The organism is Neobacillus sp. OS1-32 (assembly GCF_030915425.1).
GTDB classification, from domain to species: domain Bacteria; phylum Bacillota; class Bacilli; order Bacillales; family Cytobacillaceae; genus Neobacillus; species Neobacillus paridis.
In genome coordinates, this window is the sequence record NZ_CP133263.1 from 3,150,961 (window position 1) to 3,173,616 (window position 22,656).

The window sequence follows — 22,656 nt, forward strand, 5'->3', positions numbered from 1 at the left end:
CGAAGCAATTTACCAAAAAGGCCCCTTCCCATCATCGGAAGAGGCCCTTTTATTAGTTATCCAAACGGTCAATGACTTTTTCTGCAATTTCTGTATAAATTTTTCCAAGCCTGTGGTCTTCTTGATAAATGGATGGTGCAAAATCATCATCATTCCAATCAGGCTGGTCAAGCGGCAGTTGCCCGAGGACATCTGTATTTAATTCCTCCGCCAGTTTATCGCCGCCGCCACGACCAAATACATATTCCTTTTCACCTGTTAATTTGCTTTCAAAATAAGCCATATTTTCAATTACGCCAAGAATTTCATGCTCTGTCCTTAATGCCATGGCCCCGGCGCGGGCGGCAACAAATGCGGCTGTTGGATGAGGTGTCGTCACAATGATTTCCTTACAATGCGGCAGCATGGTGTGAACATCAAGGGCAACATCACCTGTTCCCGGTGGTAAATCTAATAATAAGTATTCGATATCTCCCCATTCTACTTCGTTAAAGAAGCTGTTTAACATCTTCCCTAACATTGGTCCGCGCCAAATAATTGGGGCATTGTCTTCAACAAAGAAGCCCATGGAAATGACTTGAACGCCGAAACGTTCGACCGGAATAATTTTTTCCCCGCGAACAACCGGGCGCTTAGTAATCCCCATCATATCAGGGACGCTAAAGCCGTAAATATCGGCATCGATTAAGCCCACCTTTTTCCCGAGACGAGCAAGAGCCACAGCAAGATTGACGGAAACCGTAGATTTGCCGACTCCGCCCTTACCGCTGGCAATGGCAATAAATTTTGTCTTTTTGGATTGAAGTAGATTGGCTTCCTGTTCAGATTCGTCATGACGATGAGCTTCCAGTACTTCTTCAGGGAGTTGGCCAAAGCGGATCCCGACAGTGGAGGCCCCAGCTTCCTTTAGAACATTGACGATTTGGGTTTGCAGTTGCAACTGCTCGCCTGTTCCTGTTCGAGCAATTTGCACTTTCACACTGACATGGTTTTTTTCCTGTTTAAGTTTCACTTCTTCAATAGCATTTAATTCTGCTAAGGTTTTATGTAAAAATGGTTCTTTGAGGCTGCCGACAACCTCGCGGACTCTTTCTTCTGTTAACATCAAAAAACACACCTCGCTATTTGATTTCATTTTTCCTTTTTCAGTATACCATAACCGGGCCTTGAAACAGTCATTTGAATCACAAGATCATTGAAGTAAAAGGCTACATGAAAACTCGCCGACTGGCGAATCCACGGTTCATGGGGCGTAGTTCAATTTATGCGACATAGGAAAGCATAAAATCTGGAAAAGTTTTATACTTTCCTTTAGCTAAAAAATGGAAGGAATCGCCTTCCATCATGAATCTGTTTCTTTTAATTCTTGTTCATTCGTAAAATAACGTAATATCCCCCGATAAATAGAATCCGCAACCTTTTCCTGATACGATTCCTGTTTTAAATTTTCTCTTTCGACAGGGTTGGATAAGAAACCGACCTCGACTAAAACTCCCGGCCTTTCCGCATATTTGAGTATATACACTTGACTTATTGGTTTTGCTTTACGAGTTGTATTCTCCAAGTTTTTGCGCAGTTCCTCCTGAATAAATTTGGCTGCCCGAGCATTTTCTTTATGATGCGGAGCATAAAAGGTTTGGGCACCGCTCCACCGCGATGATGGAATAGCATTCAGATGGATGCTGGCAAAAAAGTCATTATCAGAGTCGTTAATCATTTCCAGTCTTTTTTTCAAATCTTCTACTTTTCTCCGACTGTAGCCTCTTATACCCGGGTCTGCCAAATCCTTATCGGTTTCCCTTGTCATAATCACCAGAGCCCCCTGCTGCTGTAAATAGTCGCGAACCTTTAAAGTTATTGCTAAAGCAATGTCTTTTTCAAGAGTATCGCCGCTTCCGGCGCCGCCATCCGGCCCACCGTGCCCAGGATCAAGCAAAATAATTTTTCCCGATAACGGCAGATTCCACGTCTTCCATGAATCATTCTCGGAAAAATCATACAGAAGAATGAGAAATAATAAAATTAATCCAAGGGAAAAACTAATTACTTTCCACCTACGATTTAGCAACCCAATCATTCCTTCCCGCTCTTCACTAAACAGTAAAATATATGGGACAAGTGTTATTTTTAGAACAGGAAGAAATAAAAATCGTATACATTGAGTGCTTTTAACAAGTAATCAAGGCTCAATTGCAAGAAACCAGCCGGCTAACACAAGTAACCGTGTTTATGCATAAGTAAAGAACTCTATCCGCAAGTAACCGGCCTTTATCCGCAACTAAACGGCCAAGACCATTTGTCATATTCCTTTGAAATTTCTCCTCCCAAAGTTGTAGAAAAACTTCAAGCTTTTCTCCGAGGAGGAATTTTCCAACTATTGATATCTTTAAGACATCAAGAACAAAGGGGAGATTCAGATGTTAAATAATAAGATAGTTATGATTACTGGGGCATCAAAAGGTCTGGGCCGAGCATTAACATTGGCGTTTGCCAAACAGGGGGCAAAGCTGGCAATCTGCGCTAGAACAGAAGCACCGCTGGAAAAAGTGAGGCAAGAGGCCAAGGGTTTAGGTGCAGAAGTACTTGCGGTTTGTGCTGATGTTTCCAATCCAAGAGATGTCGAACGGTTCGTTGCACTAGCAGAAGCGGCTTATGGAAAAATTGATGTCCTCATTAATAATGCTTCGATCTTGGGGCCAAGCCCGATGCCGCTACTGCTTGATTACCCCGAAGAGGACTTCGCTGAAGTATTACGGGTGAATGCCGTTTCACCATTTCTCGTCACGAGAAGGGTGATCTCGGGCATGCTTGAACGAAACCAAGGATCGATTATTAATGTTACATCGGAAGCCGGAAACGTTGGCTACGCCGGCTGGGGAGCATACGGAATTTCAAAATTCGCCGTCGAGGGCCTCACGCAAACATGGGCTGATGAATTAAGCGCGACAAATGTCCGGGTAAACATGGTGGACCCTGGTGAAATGGATACCGAAATGCATCGTCTGGCAGTCCCCGATTGCGATTATCGATTGGCCGATCCGGAAGATGTTGTTGGCGTCTTTTTATATTTGGCATCCGATCAAGCAGCGGAGATGAATGGCCAGCGGTTGACAGCACAATCAGGGGAGGTGTAAAAAAATGACGGTAAAATCTTGGGATTTTTATCTTCCTGATGAATTGAACGCTTCTTATCCCCCAGAAAAACGCGGATTAAGAAGGGATCATGTTCGAATAATGGTGTTGAATCGGCATACAGGAGAAACGAAGCATGATTGTTTTTTTCAGTTAACGGAGTATCTCCAGCCGGGAGACCTCCTGATATTGAATAACAGCCGGACGATCCCGGCCGTTTTACAGGCTGAATGGTGCAGAAACGGGAAATTACTTGCGGAAAAGGTCGAGGTTCGGCTGGCAAGACGGCTTCAAGAGGATATATGGGAGGCACTTATTGCAGCGAATCCAATCACAATAGGCGACACCCTGAGGTTCGCACCAGAGCTATCGGCATCGGTGCTTGCGGAAAAAGAAAATTCACCGCTTAAAATGATCCATTTTTCGAAAAAAGGTACCGAGCTTTTCAATATGATTTATGCGCTCGGGGAGCCGATCCGCTATGAGTATATTGTTGAGCCATGGGCTTTGGACTATTATCAAACGGTCTTTGCCAGCCACCCCGGTTCAGTCGAGATGCCCTCAGCAGGCCGGGCTTTTAGCTGGGAGCTGCTGTTTAAACTAAACCGAAAAGGGATTCAAGTGGAATTCATCCAACTACACACCGGCTTAAGCTATTTACTCGATGATCAGTGGCACCAGTCCCCTGAAGAGAACGATGAGGAGTACCACATTTCAGAAAAAACATTGAAACTCATACGGCAAACAAAAGCAAGCGGGAAAAGGGTGATAGCGGTGGGGACAACGGTTGTTCGAGCACTTGAAACTGCAGCCAAATATTGTGCACCGTCAGGGGTAACCAATTTATATATCGATCGCCATTTTCCTTTAAAAATAGCTGATGGAATCATAACCGGCTTTCACGAACCAAAAGCCAGCCATCTCGATATGCTTACCGCCTTTATCTCGGAACATGATTTGCTGAAAGCCTATGATCAAGCTATTAAATCCGGTTATCTTTGGCATGAATTTGGCGATATGAATTTGATTTTATGATTGGTGGGCTGACAACACCGGCCTTACATTTTTTCAAAAAGCTTGTCTTTCATCCACTATTGTCTTTGGTCAAAAATAAGTCCTTTCTAAAAAAAGCAGAAGTCTGAAATTATAAATAAGTTATAATATTGCTATGAACAATAGATCGGGAGGGAAACAGGATGCCGATTGAGTCTCGAAACGAGGAAATGATCCTTTTAAAAGAAATTGCTGAGCTTTTGAATGAGGGAACAGACACAAGCGACGTGCTATCCGGTGTGCTAAAGAAACTCCTTGATGTGACAGGGCTGCAAACAGGCTGGATCTTTTTAATCGACGATCATGGAAAGCATCATCTCGCTGCTGCTGAAGCCCTCCCGCCAGTCTTAGCCGACAACCATCATCAGCGGATGTGCCATGATGATTGCTGGTGTATCGACAGGTACAATAAACGCAAGTTAAACAAGGCCACTAATATTATCGAATGTAAACGAATTGAAGATGTACTCGAAGAAGGCGCGGGAGATACAGGCGGCCTGACCCACCACGCCACTGTGCCGCTAAGAGCGGGACATGAGCGGTTCGGGATTCTAAATGTCGGCTCGCCATTTAAAACGCATTTTGAAAAAAATGAACTGGCCTTGCTTGAGGCAGTTGCTTATCAAATCGGCACTGCCTTAAAACGCATAAAGCTGACACAAAGGGAGCAGGAGACAGCGCTGATTGCCGAACGCAATCGGCTGGCAAGAGATCTTCACGATTCCGTTAACCAGTTGTTATTTTCCCTCAGCCTTACCGCAAGGGCGGGAGTGGAAATGTCAGCGAACAAAGAAGTTAAACAAACGTTTAGTTATATTCAAGATTTAGCTCAGCAAGCCTTGGGAGAAATGCGTGCTCTTATCTGGCAGCTCCGACCGCAGGGACTGGAAAATGGCCTTGTCAGTGCACTTAGAAGTTACGCAGAGATGCTGGATCTTTCACTTGAAACGAAGGTTACCGGTGCCGCCAGCATACCGGGGAAAGTCGAGGAAGCTTTGTGGCGTATCGGACAAGAAGCCCTTGGCAATTGTAAAAAACATTCACAAACGGCTGCAGCAAGGTTATTTGTTCATATTTCTCATGATGCGATTGTCATGACCATAAAAGATAATGGCTGTGGCTTTCAATATGAAGAAAATCATGAAATTCCCTCCTTAGGTTTGAAAAATATGAAAGTACGGACAGAAGCGTTACATGGGACTTTTCAATTAAAAAGCACACCGGGGAGTGGAACAGAAATCCAAATCCAGATTCCATTTTAAGGTCAAATCCGCTTTCCTTTAGGTTGAGACCATATTACGGAACACAAAACCATTTAAAGGAGTGAAAACTTTGAGCATTCGCATCTTAATCGCCGATGATCATCATGTTGTCAGAAGAGGACTTGCTTTTTTTCTACGGACGCAAAAGGACCTCGAAATTATTGGGGAAGCAGCTAATGGGAAGGAAGCAGTTGAGCTAGCCAAAGCATTAAAGCCGGATCTCATTCTGATGGATTTGCTAATGCCGGAGATGGACGGAATTGAAGCAACCAAGATCATCAAAAACCAGCAAGCTGAGATCAAAATTATGATGCTAACCAGTTTTTCCGATCAAGATCATGTCATTCCCGCCCTTGAAGCCGGTGCTTCCGGATTTCAGCTAAAGGATATCCAGCCTGATGAACTAGTTACCTCCATCAGAAAAATAATCTGCGGCGAAAGTCAGCTGCACCCTAAAGCCACCTCCCACTTACTGGCAAACTTGTCCAATCAAAAAAGCCGGACAAAAGAGCCGCTCGAAGAATTGACGAAACGAGAGTTGGAAGTTTTAAAGGAAATTGCCAAAGGGAAAAGCAATAAAGAAATTGCAGCGGCATTATATATCACTGAAAAAACCGTGAAAACCCATGTCTCGAACTTGCTGGCCAAACTTGAGCTTGCCGATCGGACGCAGGCTGCCCTTTACGCTGTGAAACATCAATTAGTTGATTAAACAACAAACCCTTTGGTTATCGACCCAAGGTGTCGGAGGTTTCTCATAGGACCGTGCATATCGCAACGGCTTGTCCCCATATTTGCTTTGCTAAGGAACATTCATACTAAGGACCCAATCTACCATCAGTTTGAGTAGGCCACGAACGGAGGGATACAGCCCTTTTAAAAAAAATAAAGACCCCCAACCAATTTGTTGAGAGCCTTTACAGCTTATTGATCAATGCTGCTGAAAAAAGGATGCCAGCTTCGCGGCTACTTCGTCTTCGTCTTCACCGTCCACTTCCAAATGAAGGAGATCTCCTTCCTTAACGGAAGTCGACATAATATGGATAATGCTTTTCATATTAAACTTTTTACCATCTTTCACTAAATGGACGGTGCTTTTATATGGCTTTAATAATTTTACAAGCTCCCCCGCCGGACGAGCATGCAACCCATTTTCAATTCGCACTTCAATTTGTTTTTGAATCATATCTTCAACTCCTGGTTCTTTACAAAAGCTTGGGAACTTCTTTGACACTTTCTGCCGCCTTGACGACTTCCTCCAAAGAACTTCCAATTCCCGCTTCAATAACCGCGGTGTAAGCTCCTTCAACCAACGGGGCATCGCAAAAAGCAACTTTTGTATTAGTTTCCAACAATTCGACTGCCAGCTGGGCATTTAACAAAGCGCTGCCTAAATCAAATAACACAGCGACGCCGCTTTCTGAGTCCGCTTTTTCAATTGCCTGCTTGATTTTGATTGCGCTTGTTCCAATTTCATTTTCTTCTGTCCCGCCGGCAATAGCAATCTCTACCTCTGGCTGGATTTGATGCAAGATTTTTCGCAGACCTTCCACCACTTCGTGACTATGAGAGATTAATACAATACCGACACTCATGAGGCAGCACCCTTTAATACCGTGAATAAAGAGCTAAATAAAAGTTCGGAGGAAACGGCGCCGGGATCGAACGTCCCAATTGATCTTTTTCCTAAATAGGCTGCCCTGCCCTTTTTAGCTTCCATCGCTTTTGTTTCCACCATGCATTCATGCGTAAATTCGATTAATTCATCCATGCCTGCTTCTGGATTGTCCAGCCATTTGCTAACGACGGGCTCCCATACATCGACCATCGTTTTCTCGCCTATTTCCGCCTTTCCCCGTAGTTTAATTCCTTTCAGTGCTTCATTTAGGGCATTGGCCAAATCAATATTAGTGCACTCCCCTTTTCCTTTCAAAGCGGCAGAGGCTTTTAAAAAGGCCGTCCCGTAAAGCGGTCCCGAGGCGCCGCCCACTTTTCCAATCAGCGTCATCGCTACCTGCTGTAGCATCGCACCGATGTCCGTGAATTCCTGGGTAGCTAGTTTATTACTCACTTCTTGAAATCCTCTCGCCATGTTGACACCATGGTCTCCGTCACCAATTGCCCGGTCTAATTCCGAGAGATAATCTTTTTGTTCTTGGATTCTTTCATTTGCCAGAATCAGCCAGTCTTTCATATTTTGTTGATTCATCTGCTTTCCACCTCCATTATTTCCAAGCAGCTGTATCCGCAGGTGCTTCAAGAAGTTCAGTCAATTCATCATCCAGTTTCAAAATTGACAGGGAAAGGCCTGCCATCTCAATCGATGTCATATACTCGCCAACAAAGGTTTTATACACTTGGACACCCTTCTTCGCCAAAATTTCCGAAACGTCTTTATTGAAAATAAATAATTCCATCAGTGGTGTGGCACCTAAGCCATTGATCAGGACGGCAACCTTATCTTCCGCTGTGAGCTGATGTTCAGCGAGAACTTTTTCAACGAGCAGCTCAGCAATTTCATGGGAGGTTTTCACCTTTGTTCTCTCAATACCAGGTTCACCATGGATCCCCATGCCCACTTCCATTTCTTCTTCAGAAATTTCAAATCCCGGCTTCCCTACAGCTGGAATCGTACATGGAGTGAGGGCAATCCCCATACTTTTTACGTGGCTGATTACTTTATTGGCGACCGCTTCGACTTCTTCTAAGGAACCGCCTTTTTCCGCTTTTGCTCCGGCAATTTTATGTACAAAAACCGTACCGGCAATACCGCGGCGGCCGGTGGTAAACGTGCTGTTTTCAACGGCAACGTCATCATTAACAATGACTTTGGCAACCTTAATTCCTTCCGCTTCCGCTAATTCTGCAGCCATTTCAAAATTCATAACATCGCCGGTGTAATTCTTAATCACCATTAGGACGCCATTACCACTGTCAATGGCCTTCATACCTTCGTAAATTTGATTCGGAGTAGGAGACGTAAATACTTCACCTGCGACTGCAGCATCCAGCATCCCTCAACCAACGTAACCTGCATGTGATGGTTCATGACCGCTGCCTCCTCCGCTGATCACGGCCACTTTGCCGGGAACAGGAGCATCGGCACGAACGATTACCGTTGTTCCTTCGAGATGGCGAAGTTTATCGGGATATGCCTGAACCATCCCTTCAATCATTTCATGAACCACGGCTTCTGGGTTATTGATTACTTTTTTCATTGAAAAAACCTCCTCAATATATATGCCTGTACATAAACCTTCAATGCATAATTCATGCCAAATGAAAAAGGGCTCTATTTCAGGCCTTTTGAAATCGATTCCAAAAAAATAGGGAAAATGTATCAATGGTGTTGATACTTTTTCCCAACAAGGCTGGTTAAATGATATTTTCTCACCTTGGCAGCGACCGTTTTATGGGTGACCCCTAGTGCCTGAGCGATTTGGTTAAAACTTGGGTAAAACTGAACGACATGAGTATAGATCATTTTTTCATAGTCTTCCATCATTTGAATTGGCAAATTTTCAATTAATTCCGCGAAGGCTGCCTTCGTTTCTTTACCGCTTGATTGTGATGGATTGATAATATAATCAGGAAGGCTGGTAATCGATAGGGTGTCGCCATCTTCCAGTGTAAGTAAACGCTCCATCATATTCTGCAATTCACGAATATTGCCGGGCCACTGATAATTTTTTAGCACTTCCATAAAGCCTGCTTCATATTTGTTGATATTTTTTCCCAAGCGGTCATTATATCGGATCCGAAAATATTCTGCCAACAGCGGAATATCGGATAATCGCTTTCTTAACGGGGGAAGATGGATCGGTACGACATGAAGCCGGTAATAAAGATCTTCACGAAATGTGCCCTTTTCCACCATCTGCTCTAAATCTTGGTGGGTTGCTGCGATAACCCGGACATCGAGAGAAATCGTTTCGTATCCCCCGACACGTTCCAGCTCTTTTTCTTGTAAAACGCGCAATATTTTGGCTTGCAAATCAAAATTGAGATCACCGATTTCATCCAAAAAGATTGTGCCATGATTGGCTAATTCAAATTTTCCTTTTCTCGTTTAAATTGCTCCGGTAAAGGCCCCTTTTTCATGGCCAAATAATTCACTTTCAATCAACTGCGGCGGGATCGCGGCACAATTAACACGAATAAATGGCTTTTCTTTGCGGGAACTGGCCCCATGAATCGCTTTAGCCACCAGTTCCTTTCCCGTCCCGCTCTCACCGGTAATCAGCACGGTCGCATCTGTTTTGGCCACTTTGTTTGCAAGCGAAATCGTATCTTTAAACGTTGAACTTTCACCAATCAATGGATTAAAGGCGGCATCAAATAATTGATGTTTCGACAGCTCCCTTTCTAAATATCGGGTTCTTTCCTTTTCCATTTGCAGTTGTTCAACCAGCTTTTTCATATCATCAATAGGAAGCAAGGCAATGACCGTCCCGCGAAATTCACCATCGACCATCGTCGGATTGACTCGGGCAATATAGGTAGCCTGCCTGGAAAATGAGACAATTTTCGCCCGTGAGACATATTGAGTATGGATCTCGTTCCACAGATCCTCACCGACAATATCACGAACATGGTAATTCAGTCGTTCCTGTTCCATTAAGTTCATAAAGGCGGAATTTAAAAAGATTAATTTCCCGCTGACATCAGACAAGGCCATTAAATCATCGACAGATTGAAGGACCAGCTCTAGCTCTTTCTGTAATTTCTTTGTCTCGCTTAGCTCTCTGCTCAAAGCCTCTATAGTTGAAATATCTTGAAAAATGGCCGTAGCTCCAATAATTTCATCGTCTAACAAAATCGGTGACCTATTTGTCATAATGACTCTGTTGCCGAGCTGCTGCCTTTGGGCTGCCTCTTTTTTGCCTGACTTTAATATAAAGGCCAAATGGGAGTCAGGAATGACCTCATTTGCCTTTTGGTTGAGCAAGTCCCTATCTTGTTTTCCTAATAATCGTTGTGCTTCATCATTTACAAAGGTAATTCTATTTTCCTTATTCACTACGATAATACCGCTAAGAATATGCTTAAGGATAACATCAAACGTTAACGAGTTTTCCACTAACAGCCGATCCGCTTCTTTCTGGATCCCATCATCTGGCTGCTGCTGGAGCAGTTGCGCAATCTCTGCTTGTTCGCATGGGGTAAGCGGATTCTCACAATGAATTGAGATTGACTCTCCCCGTTTGATTTTTAATGAAACGATCTGATAAAAATGGGTGATTGGAACTTTTTGTCCCCGATATTCGAGTATGACATTCTTCAGTTTCTCGTGGTTTTCCAGGATGCCTTGAAATTTGGCTATCAATGTTGCCACAACCCGGATATGCAGTCCATTTTCTTTCATTACTTTGAATTGGTAACTAAACATTTTTATCCCTCTCAGAAAAAACAGAAATAACGGTCCTCGTCACCATCTACTATGACAAATTTTTTCGTGAGCCGTCAATGTATTTTTAGGGACAAAAAGGCTCTCAAGCCATAAGGATTGAGAGCCTTTTGGTAAATTCGAAAAGTATCGTTTTGAGCATTTTATACTCCCTATTAGCCGAAGAAACCAGCCTGCTAGTGCAAGTAACCGTGTTGATGCGCAAGTAAAAACTGCTAGCGCAAGTAGCTGGCATATTGTCCGCATACATTCTGGTGCACAGTAAATTCGTTAATGTAACCGCAGTTTATGGCGCATTTTTCCTTTTTCAAAGCCCTCTTGCCACCAGATATGGACATATTGCTCGCACTGGTAATAAAGCGCTTCGCTCATTGCGCCTTCTTGTCCGCTGCCCCAATATAATAAAAAATTATACAGGGTATCAATTAAATGTTTTTCTTCTTGAAAACAGCGCAGTCTGACTTTTTCGATTTCCTCACCGTAGTAGCCAAACTTGCTGAATTTTGCTCCCAATAAATAAGCTTCAAGGGCAATATCATAACAGGCCTCTTCAACACCCGCATTCATAATCAAGTTCGAGGTAAGTCTCATTGAACCAAATAATTGCTGCACCCGCGTCTTTAGCGATTGGATCGATAACTCACGCAGGACAGAGCGTTCATATTTCATTTGTTTTTCCAGTCGCTTTTCTTTAAAGGTTGTAATTACAGTCACTTCTTTTCACCTCTTAGCACTATTCTTTATCCCGCGTTCAGAAGAAATGCAAAGAGTTGATTGAATTCCATTGCCAAATTTTTTATCCCGTTTTGCCCTTCATCCGCTTGATAACGAACACTTCGAGCAAATTTTTGTCCTCTTTTTCTATTCCTTTAAATTAAAATAAATGGTGAGCAATTGTTCGGCTACGATATCATGTGAATGAACCTTTTCCACATATTGTCGGCCTTTTTCGCCAAGTTCACGACGCCATTCAGGATGTTCAAGCAGCTTTTTGGTCTGTTCATATAAATTATCAGGATTAGCATTCACAATTGGTAACCCGGGCGGAAAGGTAGAGATAAGATCAGGACGAATAAATGTGACTACAGGCTTCCCCAGGGCCATCGATTCCACACTTAGTAATCCGTAGGATCCGCATAAGACCTGATCAAGAATGATATCCGCATTCCTGTAAACTTTAATCGCTTCCTCATGGTTCATTTTCTCAATTCGCTGATAGTCAAAATCATACTCATCCTTTAATCTTTCTATTGTCTGTTCAATATAGCGGGTACCTTTAAAGTCCGGATTGGTTGGGGCATGAAGAATAAGCGGCCTTTTCTTTTGCACGGACGGATAATTGGGCTCGAAATGCGACAGGTCAATCGCAATGGGTACGACATGTACCTTCTCATAATAGTCTTTGACGTATTCATACACCTCATAATCTTGAACAATGGCTTCTTTTATATAGGCGGTAATTTTCAATAATTTAGCATGGATATCTTCATTAGGTGGGGAGTCTCCCGTATATACATATGGATTATGGATTTTCGCCCGGTCATGAAACCGGACATCATTCCCCCAGTGATGCATAATCATTTTTTTATTTCGGCTTCTTATTTCCGGCAAATCGGTAAATTCCGGGGAAAGGGTTGTGCCATAATGAAAATGAAATAGATCAAAGTAATCGAGAATATACTGAGTCTTTTCTTCAAGGCCGTCCTGATCGGTATTGACGAGAAAATCCTTATAACCGAGGTAAGAGTGGAACGTGTTATAGCCTATTGAATAATGCCCTTTTTTTGTCAGAGCACTGCTCAAAATTCCCATTTGTCCGGCAATTTCAGTCGTTCCGTGAAAGATTCTCAAGCTTCTTCCCTCCTTGAAGCCATTGATAGGTTTTAGCAACTCCCTCGGCAATGGTATGAGATGGTTGCCATTTTAAATCAGCGCGGATCTTCTCAGCCAGGATACTCCTCCTTTGTACGACATCCACTTTTCGCTTTGGAGCAAACTGTAATGGAAGGTCTTTCTGCCCGCATACTTTGCGAACCTCTTCCGCTAAGTCAAGGACGCTTGTTTCAATCCCGGTTCCCACATTATAAACAGCCCCAACGGCTTTCTCGTTCTTAGCCGCCAGCAATACCGCATCCATCGCGTCTTCCACATAGGTGAAATCCCGCGTTTGACTTCCGTCGCCGAAAATAACCAGTGGCTGTTGATTTTGCGCTGCCTCGAAGAATTTCGCCACCACCCCGCAATAGGGATTGCTAGCGAGCTGCCCTGGTCCATAGACATTGGAAAATCTTAGAATGCTAATCGGCATTTGATACATTTCCTGATAGACATGACAATAATGCTCCATTGAAAATTTGCTGGCTGCATAAGGAAGTTTGATATTATAGAAAGATTCCGGTGTCGGTAAAATGTCAGCTTGGCTGTATATAGAGGTAGTGGAGGCATAGACAAATCGCTTTAATCCACGGCAGCATTCCTGTGTCTTTTGCAGAAGCAAATAGCCTCCAAAAAGATTGGTTTCAAAATCATCATTCATGCTCTCTACGGATAAGACGAGATTTTTACAGGCAAAATGGAAGACATATTCTACCTGAGGCAATACCTCTTCCAATATTTTTTCATTCGTAATACTTCCTTCATAGAAGGTGACCCGGTCTGATTGCGGAATGGCCTCCCTATTTCCGGTTGATAAATCATCGATAATATAAATATGGTCACATAAGGGCATAAGTCTTCTAACAAGCTGCGACCCTAAAAATCCGGCACCGCCCGTCACAACAACATTTCCAAATTTCATCGTCAGTTTCCTTCCTTTCTGTTCATATCCGTTGTGGAGAATGAGGTTAATGGAAAGTTGACAACTTGTTTCTTCAATTCTGATTGGTAGATAGCAAAAATAACTTCCAGTGCTTTTTTCCCCTCTTTTCCATCAATCAGCACATGTCGGCCCTGTGAATTTACCGCTGCAATAAAGTCCTCATACATATAAAGCTCTTCATTCCCATCATTTAGAAGCTGGTCCAGTTCTTCCATATTGGTTTCCTCTCCTTCCATAAACCAGCGCGATATTTTATTAAGAGAGGGACCTTCGATGGAGATTGTCCCTTTTTCCCCAAAAATTGATAGAGAGTAACCAAGATTATAAGGCTTTGTAACAATATTCGCCTCGATAATCCCCTTGGCGTTATTTTTAAAATGAATAATCCCTACCGCCACATCCTCCGTTTCCTTGATTGGCGATGTTTGAGTGATTTCTCCATACACCGTTTTTACATCGCCAAGAAACCATTGCAGCAGATCCACTAGATGAATGCCTTGATTGATTAGCATTCCACCATCAGTAGACCATTTCCCCCGCCAAGCAGCAGCTGAATAATAGTCTGGTGTGCGATTAATTCGAATCGAAGCAACACCCAAATAAGGTTTTCCAATTTTTCCGGTGTCAATCAGCTGTTTTATTTTTTGCATGACTGGCCGAAACCGCAGTTGGTGGCAAACCATAAGTTCCCTTTGCTGTTTCTCTGCCAGTGCGATGATTTCATTCGCCTCTGCAATAGACAGTGCCATCGGCTTTTCCAGGACAACATGTTTTTGCGCGCGGAGGACTTCTTTAGCCATCAAGGCATGCAATCCGGAGAAAGAAGCAATAATAATGGCATCAATTTGCGAATCTGCAAGCATTTCTCGATAATCTGTGTAACATGTGATCGTTTGGGGTTCTCCTGAAATGGATTGATAGTACTCCTTTGTTTCCTCCATTCGCGCCACATGCAGGTCACTAATGGCGGTTAGCTGTGCATCCTTACAGCTGGCCAATGCCTGAAGATGCTTTCTTGAGATGAACCCGCAGCCAATCAAGCCAAATCGAACCGTCATTTTAGTTTTCATCCTTTTGTTTTAATATCGAAATAATTTGATCTTGTTCCTGCTCTGTTAAAAATGGATGCATAGGAACCGCAAAAAGCCTTTCAGACAACGCTTCGGCAACCGGGAAATCCCCTGTTTTGTATCCTAATGGAGCATATACCTGCTGTAAATGAAGGCAACGGGGGTAATACACGGCTGTTTGGATCTGCGCTTGCAGCAACTTCTTCATCCGTTCTTCACGGCGCTGTGAACCTATACAAAACAAGTGATAAATATGAGTACAGTGATCGGACTCTATGGGTAATGTTAAATCGGAGACTCCCGCGAGAGACGTACGATAACGCTCCGCAAGCTCTCTTCTTCTTTGATTCCATTCGTCAATTTTCGCAAGATTGATGAGCAGGATGGCGGCATGCATTTCATCAAGCCGGCTATTATAACCGATGCGATCATGGAAATATTTCTTGGTTGTTCCATGGGTGCGAAGTTTTCTAATTTTATCTGCCAGTTCACGATCCGATGTTGTAATGATTCCCCCATCCCCCATGGTTCCAAGATTTTTTGTTGGGAAAAAGGAGAAACATGCAGCATCTCCCAGACTGCCAACCGCTTGATTCTTATACATAGCTCCAAACGCTTGACAGGCATCTTCGATAACGATGAGTCCATGTCTTTGTGCAATCTCATTAATTTCATCCATATCAGCGGGCAGCCCGAATAGATGTACAGGAATAATGGCCTTTGTCTTTTCTGTTATTTTCCCCTCTATTTCACTAGGGCTAATATTATAGGATACCGGGTCTACATCTGCAAACACCGGAACAGCCCCGACTCTCGAGATGGCTTCCGCGCTTGCAAAGAAGGTAAATGGTGTGGTAATCACTTCATCTCCTGGCCCAATTCCGTATGCCTCAAGTGTAAGCACAAGTGCATCGGTTCCATTGGCAACAGCAACCGCTTCTGTAACACCTAACCGCCCTGCAATTTTTGCCTCAAGCTCTTTCACTTTTGGCCCTAAAATATACTGGCCGCCTTCAATCACCTCTGCTATAGCCTGCAGCACTTCTTGTTCAACACTTTTGAACTGACGTCTTAAATCGACAAGGTTAATCATTCTCTTCCCCTTCTCTCTATATCAAATATGCGTACACTGGTCTTTCAAGCATCCGCCTTTTCCATGCATGTTCTATTTTTCAGGCTGCGCATCATGAAGAAAGCCAGATAAACATCATTTGATCTAGTCATGTTGTTTATATGTCATCCTAATCTATGACTTACAGATACACGGGGAAACGGCAGGTAACTATTCATCATTGATTTTCCCTTTTTTATCACCCTCTATGGCTCCATTAACCGTTTTTCCGCAAATTGTATGATTATGTCCTAAATTGTGATCGAATTTCACGATTTAGATGTTTGTCCATTTCCACCCTAATTGCCAGACATATGATGTAATATATTTTTTAGAAATGAGGAGAGTAAATAAATGGACATCCAAGATTCACAGAGGAAAACAGAGACCATTGCAGTTATTGGATTAGGATACGTAGGTCTTCCTTTATCTGTCATGCTCGGGGAAAAAGGCTTTTATGTAACAGGAATTGATCTAGATACTAATCGGGTAATGAAGCTACAACAGGGAAGAAGCTATATCGGAGACATTGATGACACGACATTAAAAAAGGTCACAGATAGCGGGCACTTCCATGCCACCACCAATTTTGATGCGATAAAAGCTGTCGATGCCATTATTATTTGTGTACCTACCCCCTTAACTCAGCATAAGACACCGGATGTAAGCTTTATTATGAGTGCCGGAATGGAAATTTCCGCAAGACTTCAAAAAGGCCAGCTTGTTATTTTAGAAAGCTCTACTTTCCCGGGTACTTCAAAAGAAGTACTTTTGCCTATTCTGAAAAAAGGCGGGTTAAAGGTGGGCACTGATTTCTTCTTGGCGAATTCACCTGAACGAATTGACCCAGGCAATAAAAATTTTCGGGTCGATGAGATCCCGAAGGTCATTGGGGGAGTGACGGAGCAGTGTCGAGACAAGGCATTAGCTCTTTACCAGAAAATTTACCGTGAAGTGGTACCTGTTTCTTCAACAGAAGCTGCAGAACTGACCAAGCTACTTGAAAATACGTTCCGTTTTGTCAATATTTCATTTATAAATGAGATGGCGATGCTGTGTGATCAATTAAAAGTTGATATCTGGGAAGTGATTAGTGCCGCTGCCACTAAACCATATGGATTTACCCCATTTTACCCGGGGCCGGGAATTGGTGGTCATTGCATCCCGGTTGATCCGATCTATCTTCAATGGAAACTGCAACAATATGAGACAAGTAGTGCCTTTATCACCATCTCGGACCAAATCAATACAAAGATGATTGACTACATCGTGACTCGGACTGAGGAGCTGCTAAAACCAACACAGACACTTTCTTCTGCAAAAATCTTGATTTACGGTATCACTTATAAAAAGGATGTCGCTGATATACGGGACTCTCCGACATTAGAGATCATGAAACAATTTATCCAAAAAGGGGCCACTGTCAGCTACCATGACCCATATATTCCACAATTAACAATTCTGGAGCATTCGATGACCAGTGTTGCTTTAACAGAGAACTTATTAAGCGAAATGGATTGTGTGATTATTTTAACAGATCACTCATCCATTCCACTGGACAAAATCTTACACCACGCCCAGCTTGTTTTTGATACGAGGAATGTGACAAAAGGACATCAAGGCACAGCCCATGTCGTTCGTCTTGGAGAAGGAGACAATTTATAGAGGATTACTTTGATCAGTGGGGGATTATCCTTTCCCACTGATTTTTATTGTCCACATCGTTGACTATCCTCTGTAACAGACTTAAAAAACCTCGGAATAACGCTAACGCTGGATGGTTTTTCGAAAAAAGTGCTGGAGTTTTTTCATTTTTCATCTGAAAAACCGGGCAATACGACCCGGTCCTTGTGGTTTAACAATTCATATTGTCCCTATAGAGGGGCTATTCTTTTATTCTTCCTGGATTTCCAACAACGGTCTTGTTGGCCGGAACATCCTTCGTAATCACACTGCCCGCTCCAACAATGGCATTTTCCCCAATCGTAACTGCCGGTAAAAGGGTCGCATTGTTCCCAATCTTTGCTCCTCTTTTAATAACGGGGCCTTGATGTTTGAAATTCCCCATCCCCATATACTTATCATTTGATGAAGAAACACATGGTCCAATAAATACTTCATCTTCAATGATCATATCTGCGGTAATATAGCAGCCCGTTTGAATAGTCACACGCTTTCCAATCCGTGTGTTTGTTTCCACGATGGCATTACGGCCCACAATGCTGTCTTCGCCGACTGTTACCTTTTCTCGGATACTTGTTAAGTCACCGACAAAAACACCAGATTCTAACTTGACATGACGATAGATCACACTATTACAGCCAATCGTAACATGATCTGCAATCACTAATGGATCAAGGGTTTTTCCCGGCTTTCGTGCCATTTTTTTGTTAGAAGATGTTGGCTTGCCAAGAACCGTCAGTTCTCCAATTTGAACAAAATCCCCAATCCTCGTATCCTTTTTAATAATCACGTTATGCCCAATCGTGACATTGTTTCCGATTACGACATTCTCTTCAATTACTACGTTCTCCCCAAATGTGACATTATGACCTATTTGTGCTGATGCATGGATCATACACCGACCCCCTCCTATAATGGAATAAGTGAAGCTGTTTCCCATAAGAGATAACGCTTCACTTTCACTATCAAAGCTGCTGGTAAATGGATAAAAGCTCGCTTGCTATTTTTTCACCCGAATGATAGGTTTCCACATATTTTCTACCGGCTACTCCAAGTTGATAGCGCCGCTGTGGGTCTTGAATTAATTCAAGTAGTACATCAGCAAGAGTTTCCGGAGTTGCCTGGACAATGGGCAGTTCGTCAGGAAACTTACTGCGGACATCATCTCTAATGAATGCGACGACCGGTTTCCCCATCGCCATTGCCTCAACACTGAACATGCCATATGTTCCACAGAGCAGCTGATCAATAATAATATCTGCATTCTTATACTCAGCGATGGCTTTTTCATGACTCATCTTTTCGAGAATTTTAAATGTAAACGGTGCCTTGCCTTGAATTTGCTCCATAGCTGCTTCTACATAGTCAGAGCCTTTAAAGGCGCGATTGGTTGGGGCATGAATAATGACAGGATGATGATTTGTAACAGATGGATACGCAGGCTCAAATTCTTCGACATTACAGGCAAGTGGCAGTATAAAGACATTTTTGTAATAATCCTTTACGTAAGGGTACGTTTCATAATCTTGGACGATGGCTGTATCAATATACTGAGAAAGAAACGTAAGCTGTTTGTGAATTTCTTCATCCGTATAATAGGTGGGCGGAAGCGGATAGGGATTCAGCTTTTTGACCATTGCTTCACTGCGGACGTCACTGCCCCAGTGATGCATGATCATTTTCTTCCCGTTTGCTTTTAAGAGCGGAAGATCCGCGAAATCTTGCATTAACGTGTTAGCATTATGAAAGTGGAAAATATCCGTATTCTTAACGAGAAACTCCATTTCCTTCAATATCTCAAAGGCATCCGTATTGATAATGTCTCCCTTATAATTCAAATACGTGTGAAAACAGTTATATCCGGCAACATGATGTCCCTTTTTCCGCAGCTCTTTACAAATAATCCCCATCTGCCCAGCAATTTCAGTTGGGGCATGCACAATGTTCATATACATCTCTCCTTCCGCTATAGTATATTCACATTGGATAAGTTGGTTAGTTATATTACAAAAAATAGGGACGTGCGGACTCACCATTTATTCCAAGGGCTCATACGCTGTAATAGGACAAAAGGAAAGGGTGAGAATTCATTTGTCAACAAATCAATATATGACAGCCGAAGAACTTGGTATCCAAAATCATCTTTGTGTGCTTCCTTATGGAGATGAATCTGAAAGCGGGATTTGTAATTGGACAGCGGAGGATTTAAAACCATATCAATTCTATTTAGTAAATGATGTTGCCATCGATTCAATGTTTGGCGGATTGATCTTCAATCCAATCTGCGGTAGAAAAGATCATTTTATGTACCCGATGTATACTGATTTTGGCAAACCAGTAGAAAAGGAAGATTGGAAGCTAGCATTAAAGCGACTTTTCTTACGAAATTATAATTTGGATGCTGCAGCAAAAAACACAACAGACGGAAAAAAGCTGGATATATGGGTGACCGTCCCATATCCCAATATTACCCAAACAAACTTTGGTAAAGTGGAAGGGGCAGCCATTAATTTTAAAATTGAAGAACATAGAGTCTTAGCGATGACATGGTGGATCAACAGGTTTTTAAGCAAATGGGAAAAGGCCAAGCATCTCCAAGAAAAATTAACCCTTCGAGGATTTGTCTGGCCGCGGGCATCCATTGACAGCCAAGAATGAAAATCTTGTGCAAAAGATGACCACCTATATTCGGCAAAAAGGGTTACTGTCTTTATGGCTGCAACAATATGGTTCTGTCGGATGCGTGGAATGGAAAAAGTTTGGCTTTGACGCTACCTGTACGCATCCAAATTTTTATGGAACCACCGGGCCAGACTTTCCCTGGATTGCCAATTCTACGGTGTTTGCCCAATATTTTCGTATTGGCATGCAAATCACCTTCGGAAAAGGGTTGATGTATAAAGAAAATCATTTGCTTGATTATTTAAATTACGGTATTTACAACGAGTACATGACTAAGAGCCTTCTCGTCTTTCAATTCCCGAATCAGACCATGCGCGAGATTTATCAAAATCATCCCAATGAATACACCTATCTCTATTCTTTTATCAAAAAGGTTTATTCTCCTGTTTATCCGACCGCGGCATTCCCGGCATAACCATATAACGAACTGGTATAAAAGGATCGGTAAAACAATCCCCAGTGGCGGTCTTTATCACCGCTGGGGATTGTTTCTTTCTAAACAAAAACAGGCTATTTCACCAGAAATGAAATAGCCTGTAAACGTTGATATATCATTGTTTTCATGAAGATTAACGTTTTGAGAACTGAGGTGCTCTACGTGCGCCTTTAAGACCGTACTTCTTACGTTCTTTCATACGTGGGTCACGTGTTAACAAACCTGCACGTTTTAGAGTTGGACGGTATTCTGGATCTACTTGAAGTAATGCACGGGCAACACCATGACGGATTGCGCCTGCTTGACCAGTGTAGCCGCCGCCTTTTACGTTGACAAGAACATCATAGCTTCCTACTGTTTCAGTAGCTACTAATGGTTGTCTTACAACAACACGTAGTGCTTCGAATGGGATATATTCTTCAATGTCACGACCATTAACAACAATTTTACCTGTACCTGGGACTAAACGTACGCGAGCAACTGAGCTCTTACGGCGACCGGTACCAATATATTGAACTTGTGCCAAGTGATTTCCCTCCTTTTAATTAACCGCGAAGCTCGTAAACTTCTGGTTTTTGTGCTTGGTGTGGATGCTCTGCGCCAGCATACACATGTAATTTTTTGAACATTGCGCGACCTAGAGAGTTTTTTGGAAGCATGCCTTTTACTGCAAGCTCAAGCATTTTCTCAGCATAGTTCGTACGCATCTCAAGAGCCGTTCTTTGTTTTAAACCGCCTGGATGTAAGCTGTGACGGTAGTAAATTTTATCATTCAATTTATTACCAGTAAGTTGAATTTTAGATGCATTTAGAATAATTACATGATCACCAGTGTCAACATGTGGTGTATAAGTTGGTTTATGTTTTCCACGTAAGATTGATGCTACTTCGGAAGCAAGACGACCAAGGGTTTTGCCTTCTGCATCAACAACGTACCATTTGCGCTCGATATTGTTGGCATTTGCCATAAACGTTGTACGCATGAATTTCCCTCCTAATTAAAATCCTCAAAAATTATTTTTTGGCACTATCACCAGCAGCGAGCGTCAAATTCTGTTTCTTGGAATTAACGATCATTGCCGCTGTACAGCTTAATTTTTCGATCATATATTTTCAAATCACGACTAAAACTTTCCGGGGCTTTATCGTGGGATTAAAAACACACACATATTATATAATAAATATTCAGGGACTAATTGTCAAGAAAAATGTTACACCTGGTAGGGTTGTTTTCATTCATTTATTTTAACCATACTTTTCGTAAAACACCTTCCACAAAAACAATCCCTGCGGTGGGGCTGTTTTACCGGCAAAGCGCCGATCTTTTTTGGCTAAAATAGCCGTCATATCTTCGGGAGACCGTTCACCAGATCCTACTTCCAGCAATGTTCCGACTAATATCCGTACCATATTGTACAAGAAGCCATTGCCCAGAAAACGAAGTGTGAGTAAATCGTCATCGAGCAAAAAATCAATCGTTTCAATTGTCCGTACCTTATCGACCACCTCTGTCTTGGCTGAGCAAAAACTGGTAAAGTCTAGCGGCTGGCCAACTACATACTGACTTGCCTGCCGCATGGCCGCCAAATCCAAGGCGTAAGGATAACGATACGAAAATTTTCGTTCAAACGGGTCCCGCTTTTTTGACAACAGCAGCCGATAGCGATACTCCTTCCCAACCGCATCATAGCGGGCATGGAAGGAAGGGCTGACCTTTTCAACATGAAGAATGGAAAGATCGTCAGGAAGCAGTGAATTTAAGGCAACGACCCACTTATCATCAGGGATCAATAGCGGTGAGTCAAAGTGAATTACCTGTCCCTTGGCATGAACGCCGGCATCCGTACGGCCTGAAGCCGATACTTTCACTTCACGCCCTTTATGCATCTTCGCCAACACCGCTTCTAATTCCGCTTGCACGGTGCGCTTGTTGGGTTGGACTTGATACCCGAAAAAATCTGTGCCATCGTAGGCAATAATTGCTTTATACCGTTGCATAGTT

General features: G+C 42.8%; 21 protein-coding genes and 3 pseudogenes. 6 read left to right on the forward strand and 18 right to left on the reverse strand.

All coding sequences use genetic code 11. The annotated features are described in order from the left end of the window. Positions 1-52: 52 nt before the first annotated feature. Together RCG24_RS15645 and cwlD are read right to left on the reverse strand one after the other, a co-directional pair. Positions 53-1,105: an Mrp/NBP35 family ATP-binding protein gene (locus tag RCG24_RS15645; protein WP_308077458.1), complete on the reverse strand. Its 1,053-nt coding sequence runs from the start codon at positions 1,103-1,105 to the stop codon at positions 53-55. A 237-nt stretch (positions 1,106-1,342) separates the two neighbouring features. Continuing rightward, positions 1,343-2,077, reverse strand: a complete 735-nt coding sequence (gene cwlD, locus RCG24_RS15650) for an N-acetylmuramoyl-L-alanine amidase CwlD (protein ID WP_202655852.1) — start codon at positions 2,075-2,077, stop codon at positions 1,343-1,345. 340 nt (positions 2,078-2,417) lie between these two features. Between cwlD and RCG24_RS15655 the strand changes: the two genes are divergently transcribed. From RCG24_RS15655 to RCG24_RS15670, 4 genes are all read left to right on the forward strand, one after another. Then, positions 2,418-3,134: an SDR family NAD(P)-dependent oxidoreductase gene (locus RCG24_RS15655; protein ID WP_202655851.1), complete on the forward strand. Its 717-nt coding sequence runs from the start codon at positions 2,418-2,420 to the stop codon at positions 3,132-3,134. A 4-nt stretch (positions 3,135-3,138) separates the two neighbouring features. Next, complete coding sequence (locus tag RCG24_RS15660) at positions 3,139-4,167, forward strand: S-adenosylmethionine:tRNA ribosyltransferase-isomerase (RefSeq protein WP_308077459.1); 1,029 nt, start codon at positions 3,139-3,141, stop codon at positions 4,165-4,167. A gap of 161 nt (positions 4,168-4,328) precedes the next feature. Continuing rightward, positions 4,329-5,447 carry a GAF domain-containing sensor histidine kinase gene (locus tag RCG24_RS15665; RefSeq protein ID WP_308077460.1) on the forward strand — a complete coding sequence of 373 codons (1,119 nt, stop codon included), beginning with the start codon at positions 4,329-4,331 and terminating at the stop codon, positions 5,445-5,447. A gap of 70 nt (positions 5,448-5,517) precedes the next feature. Then, positions 5,518-6,159, forward strand: a complete 642-nt coding sequence (locus tag RCG24_RS15670; RefSeq protein WP_235888276.1) for a response regulator — start codon at positions 5,518-5,520, stop codon at positions 6,157-6,159. A 219-nt stretch (positions 6,160-6,378) separates the two neighbouring features. Here the strand turns inward: RCG24_RS15670 and RCG24_RS15675 are convergent, their stop codons facing one another. The 11 genes and pseudogenes from RCG24_RS15675 to RCG24_RS15725 form a co-directional block, all read right to left on the reverse strand. After that, positions 6,379-6,633: an HPr family phosphocarrier protein gene (locus RCG24_RS15675; protein WP_202655848.1), complete on the reverse strand. Its 255-nt coding sequence runs from the start codon at positions 6,631-6,633 to the stop codon at positions 6,379-6,381. 19 nt (positions 6,634-6,652) lie between these two features. Continuing rightward, positions 6,653-7,042: a dihydroxyacetone kinase phosphoryl donor subunit DhaM gene (gene dhaM, locus RCG24_RS15680; RefSeq protein WP_308077461.1), complete on the reverse strand. Its 390-nt coding sequence runs from the start codon at positions 7,040-7,042 to the stop codon at positions 6,653-6,655. Continuing rightward, positions 7,039-7,656, reverse strand: a complete 618-nt coding sequence (gene dhaL / locus RCG24_RS15685) for a dihydroxyacetone kinase subunit DhaL (RefSeq protein ID WP_308077462.1) — start codon at positions 7,654-7,656, stop codon at positions 7,039-7,041. Before dhaL ends, dhaM begins: the two co-directional genes overlap by 4 nt. A gap of 16 nt (positions 7,657-7,672) precedes the next feature. Continuing rightward, positions 7,673-8,665, reverse strand: a pseudogene (gene dhaK / locus RCG24_RS15690) (dihydroxyacetone kinase subunit DhaK). 122 nt (positions 8,666-8,787) lie between these two features. Beyond that, complete coding sequence (locus tag RCG24_RS15695) at positions 8,788-9,150, reverse strand: AAA-type ATPase lid domain-containing protein (protein ID WP_308079199.1); 363 nt, start codon at positions 9,148-9,150, stop codon at positions 8,788-8,790. 111 nt (positions 9,151-9,261) lie between these two features. Continuing rightward, positions 9,262-10,836: pseudogene (locus RCG24_RS15700) on the reverse strand (sigma 54-interacting transcriptional regulator); the annotation flags it as partial. Between the two features lie 288 nt (positions 10,837-11,124). Then, positions 11,125-11,568: a YbaK family protein gene (locus tag RCG24_RS15705; RefSeq protein ID WP_202655843.1), complete on the reverse strand. Its 444-nt coding sequence runs from the start codon at positions 11,566-11,568 to the stop codon at positions 11,125-11,127. A 147-nt stretch (positions 11,569-11,715) separates the two neighbouring features. Next, the gene (locus tag RCG24_RS15710) at positions 11,716-12,705 is read right to left on the reverse strand and encodes a glycosyltransferase family 4 protein (RefSeq protein WP_308077463.1); all 990 of its coding nucleotides are present in this window, start codon (positions 12,703-12,705) and stop codon (positions 11,716-11,718) included. Then, positions 12,680-13,651 (reverse strand): NAD-dependent epimerase/dehydratase family protein, encoded by a 972-nt coding sequence (locus RCG24_RS15715; protein WP_202655841.1) that lies wholly within the window; start codon positions 13,649-13,651, stop codon positions 12,680-12,682. The genes RCG24_RS15710 and RCG24_RS15715 overlap by 26 nt, the downstream gene beginning before the upstream one ends. Before the next feature lie 2 nt (positions 13,652-13,653). Then, on the reverse strand, positions 13,654-14,730 hold the full coding sequence (locus tag RCG24_RS15720) for a Gfo/Idh/MocA family protein (RefSeq protein ID WP_202655840.1): 1,077 nt from the start codon (positions 14,728-14,730) through the stop codon (positions 13,654-13,656). Position 14,731: 1 nt separating this feature from the next. Further along, positions 14,732-15,835, reverse strand: a complete 1,104-nt coding sequence (locus tag RCG24_RS15725) for a DegT/DnrJ/EryC1/StrS family aminotransferase (protein WP_308077464.1) — start codon at positions 15,833-15,835, stop codon at positions 14,732-14,734. Positions 15,836-16,207: 372 nt separating this feature from the next. On the opposite strand from RCG24_RS15725, the gene RCG24_RS15730 reads away from it, so the two are divergent. Beyond that, a complete protein-coding gene (locus tag RCG24_RS15730) occupies positions 16,208-17,518 on the forward strand; it encodes a nucleotide sugar dehydrogenase (RefSeq protein ID WP_202655838.1) in 1,311 nt (436 codons plus the stop codon). Positions 17,519-17,738: 220 nt separating this feature from the next. Here RCG24_RS15730 and RCG24_RS15735 read toward each other — a convergent pair whose 3' ends face one another. Together RCG24_RS15735 and RCG24_RS15740 are read right to left on the reverse strand one after the other, a co-directional pair. Then, on the reverse strand, positions 17,739-18,431 hold the full coding sequence (locus RCG24_RS15735; RefSeq protein WP_202655837.1) for an N-acetyltransferase: 693 nt from the start codon (positions 18,429-18,431) through the stop codon (positions 17,739-17,741). Positions 18,432-18,501: 70 nt separating this feature from the next. Beyond that, the gene (locus RCG24_RS15740) at positions 18,502-19,485 is read right to left on the reverse strand and encodes a glycosyltransferase family 4 protein (protein ID WP_202655836.1); all 984 of its coding nucleotides are present in this window, start codon (positions 19,483-19,485) and stop codon (positions 18,502-18,504) included. A 160-nt stretch (positions 19,486-19,645) separates the two neighbouring features. Between RCG24_RS15740 and RCG24_RS21345 the strand changes: the two are divergent. Further along, positions 19,646-20,633: pseudogene (locus RCG24_RS21345) on the forward strand (DUF4855 domain-containing protein). Positions 20,634-20,787: 154 nt separating this feature from the next. Here the strand turns inward: RCG24_RS21345 and rpsI are convergent. The 3 genes from rpsI to truA all read right to left on the reverse strand — a co-directional run bounded on the left by rpsI (position 20,788) and on the right by truA (position 22,652). Then, positions 20,788-21,180, reverse strand: coding sequence for a 30S ribosomal protein S9 (gene rpsI, locus RCG24_RS15755; RefSeq protein WP_042353680.1), 393 nt, complete (start codon positions 21,178-21,180; stop codon positions 20,788-20,790). A 19-nt stretch (positions 21,181-21,199) separates the two neighbouring features. Next, positions 21,200-21,637: a 50S ribosomal protein L13 gene (gene rplM, locus RCG24_RS15760; RefSeq protein WP_202655833.1), complete on the reverse strand. Its 438-nt coding sequence runs from the start codon at positions 21,635-21,637 to the stop codon at positions 21,200-21,202. Positions 21,638-21,899: 262 nt separating this feature from the next. Beyond that, positions 21,900-22,652: a tRNA pseudouridine(38-40) synthase TruA gene (gene truA, locus RCG24_RS15765; protein ID WP_308077467.1), complete on the reverse strand. Its 753-nt coding sequence runs from the start codon at positions 22,650-22,652 to the stop codon at positions 21,900-21,902. Positions 22,653-22,656 lie beyond the last annotated feature (4 nt).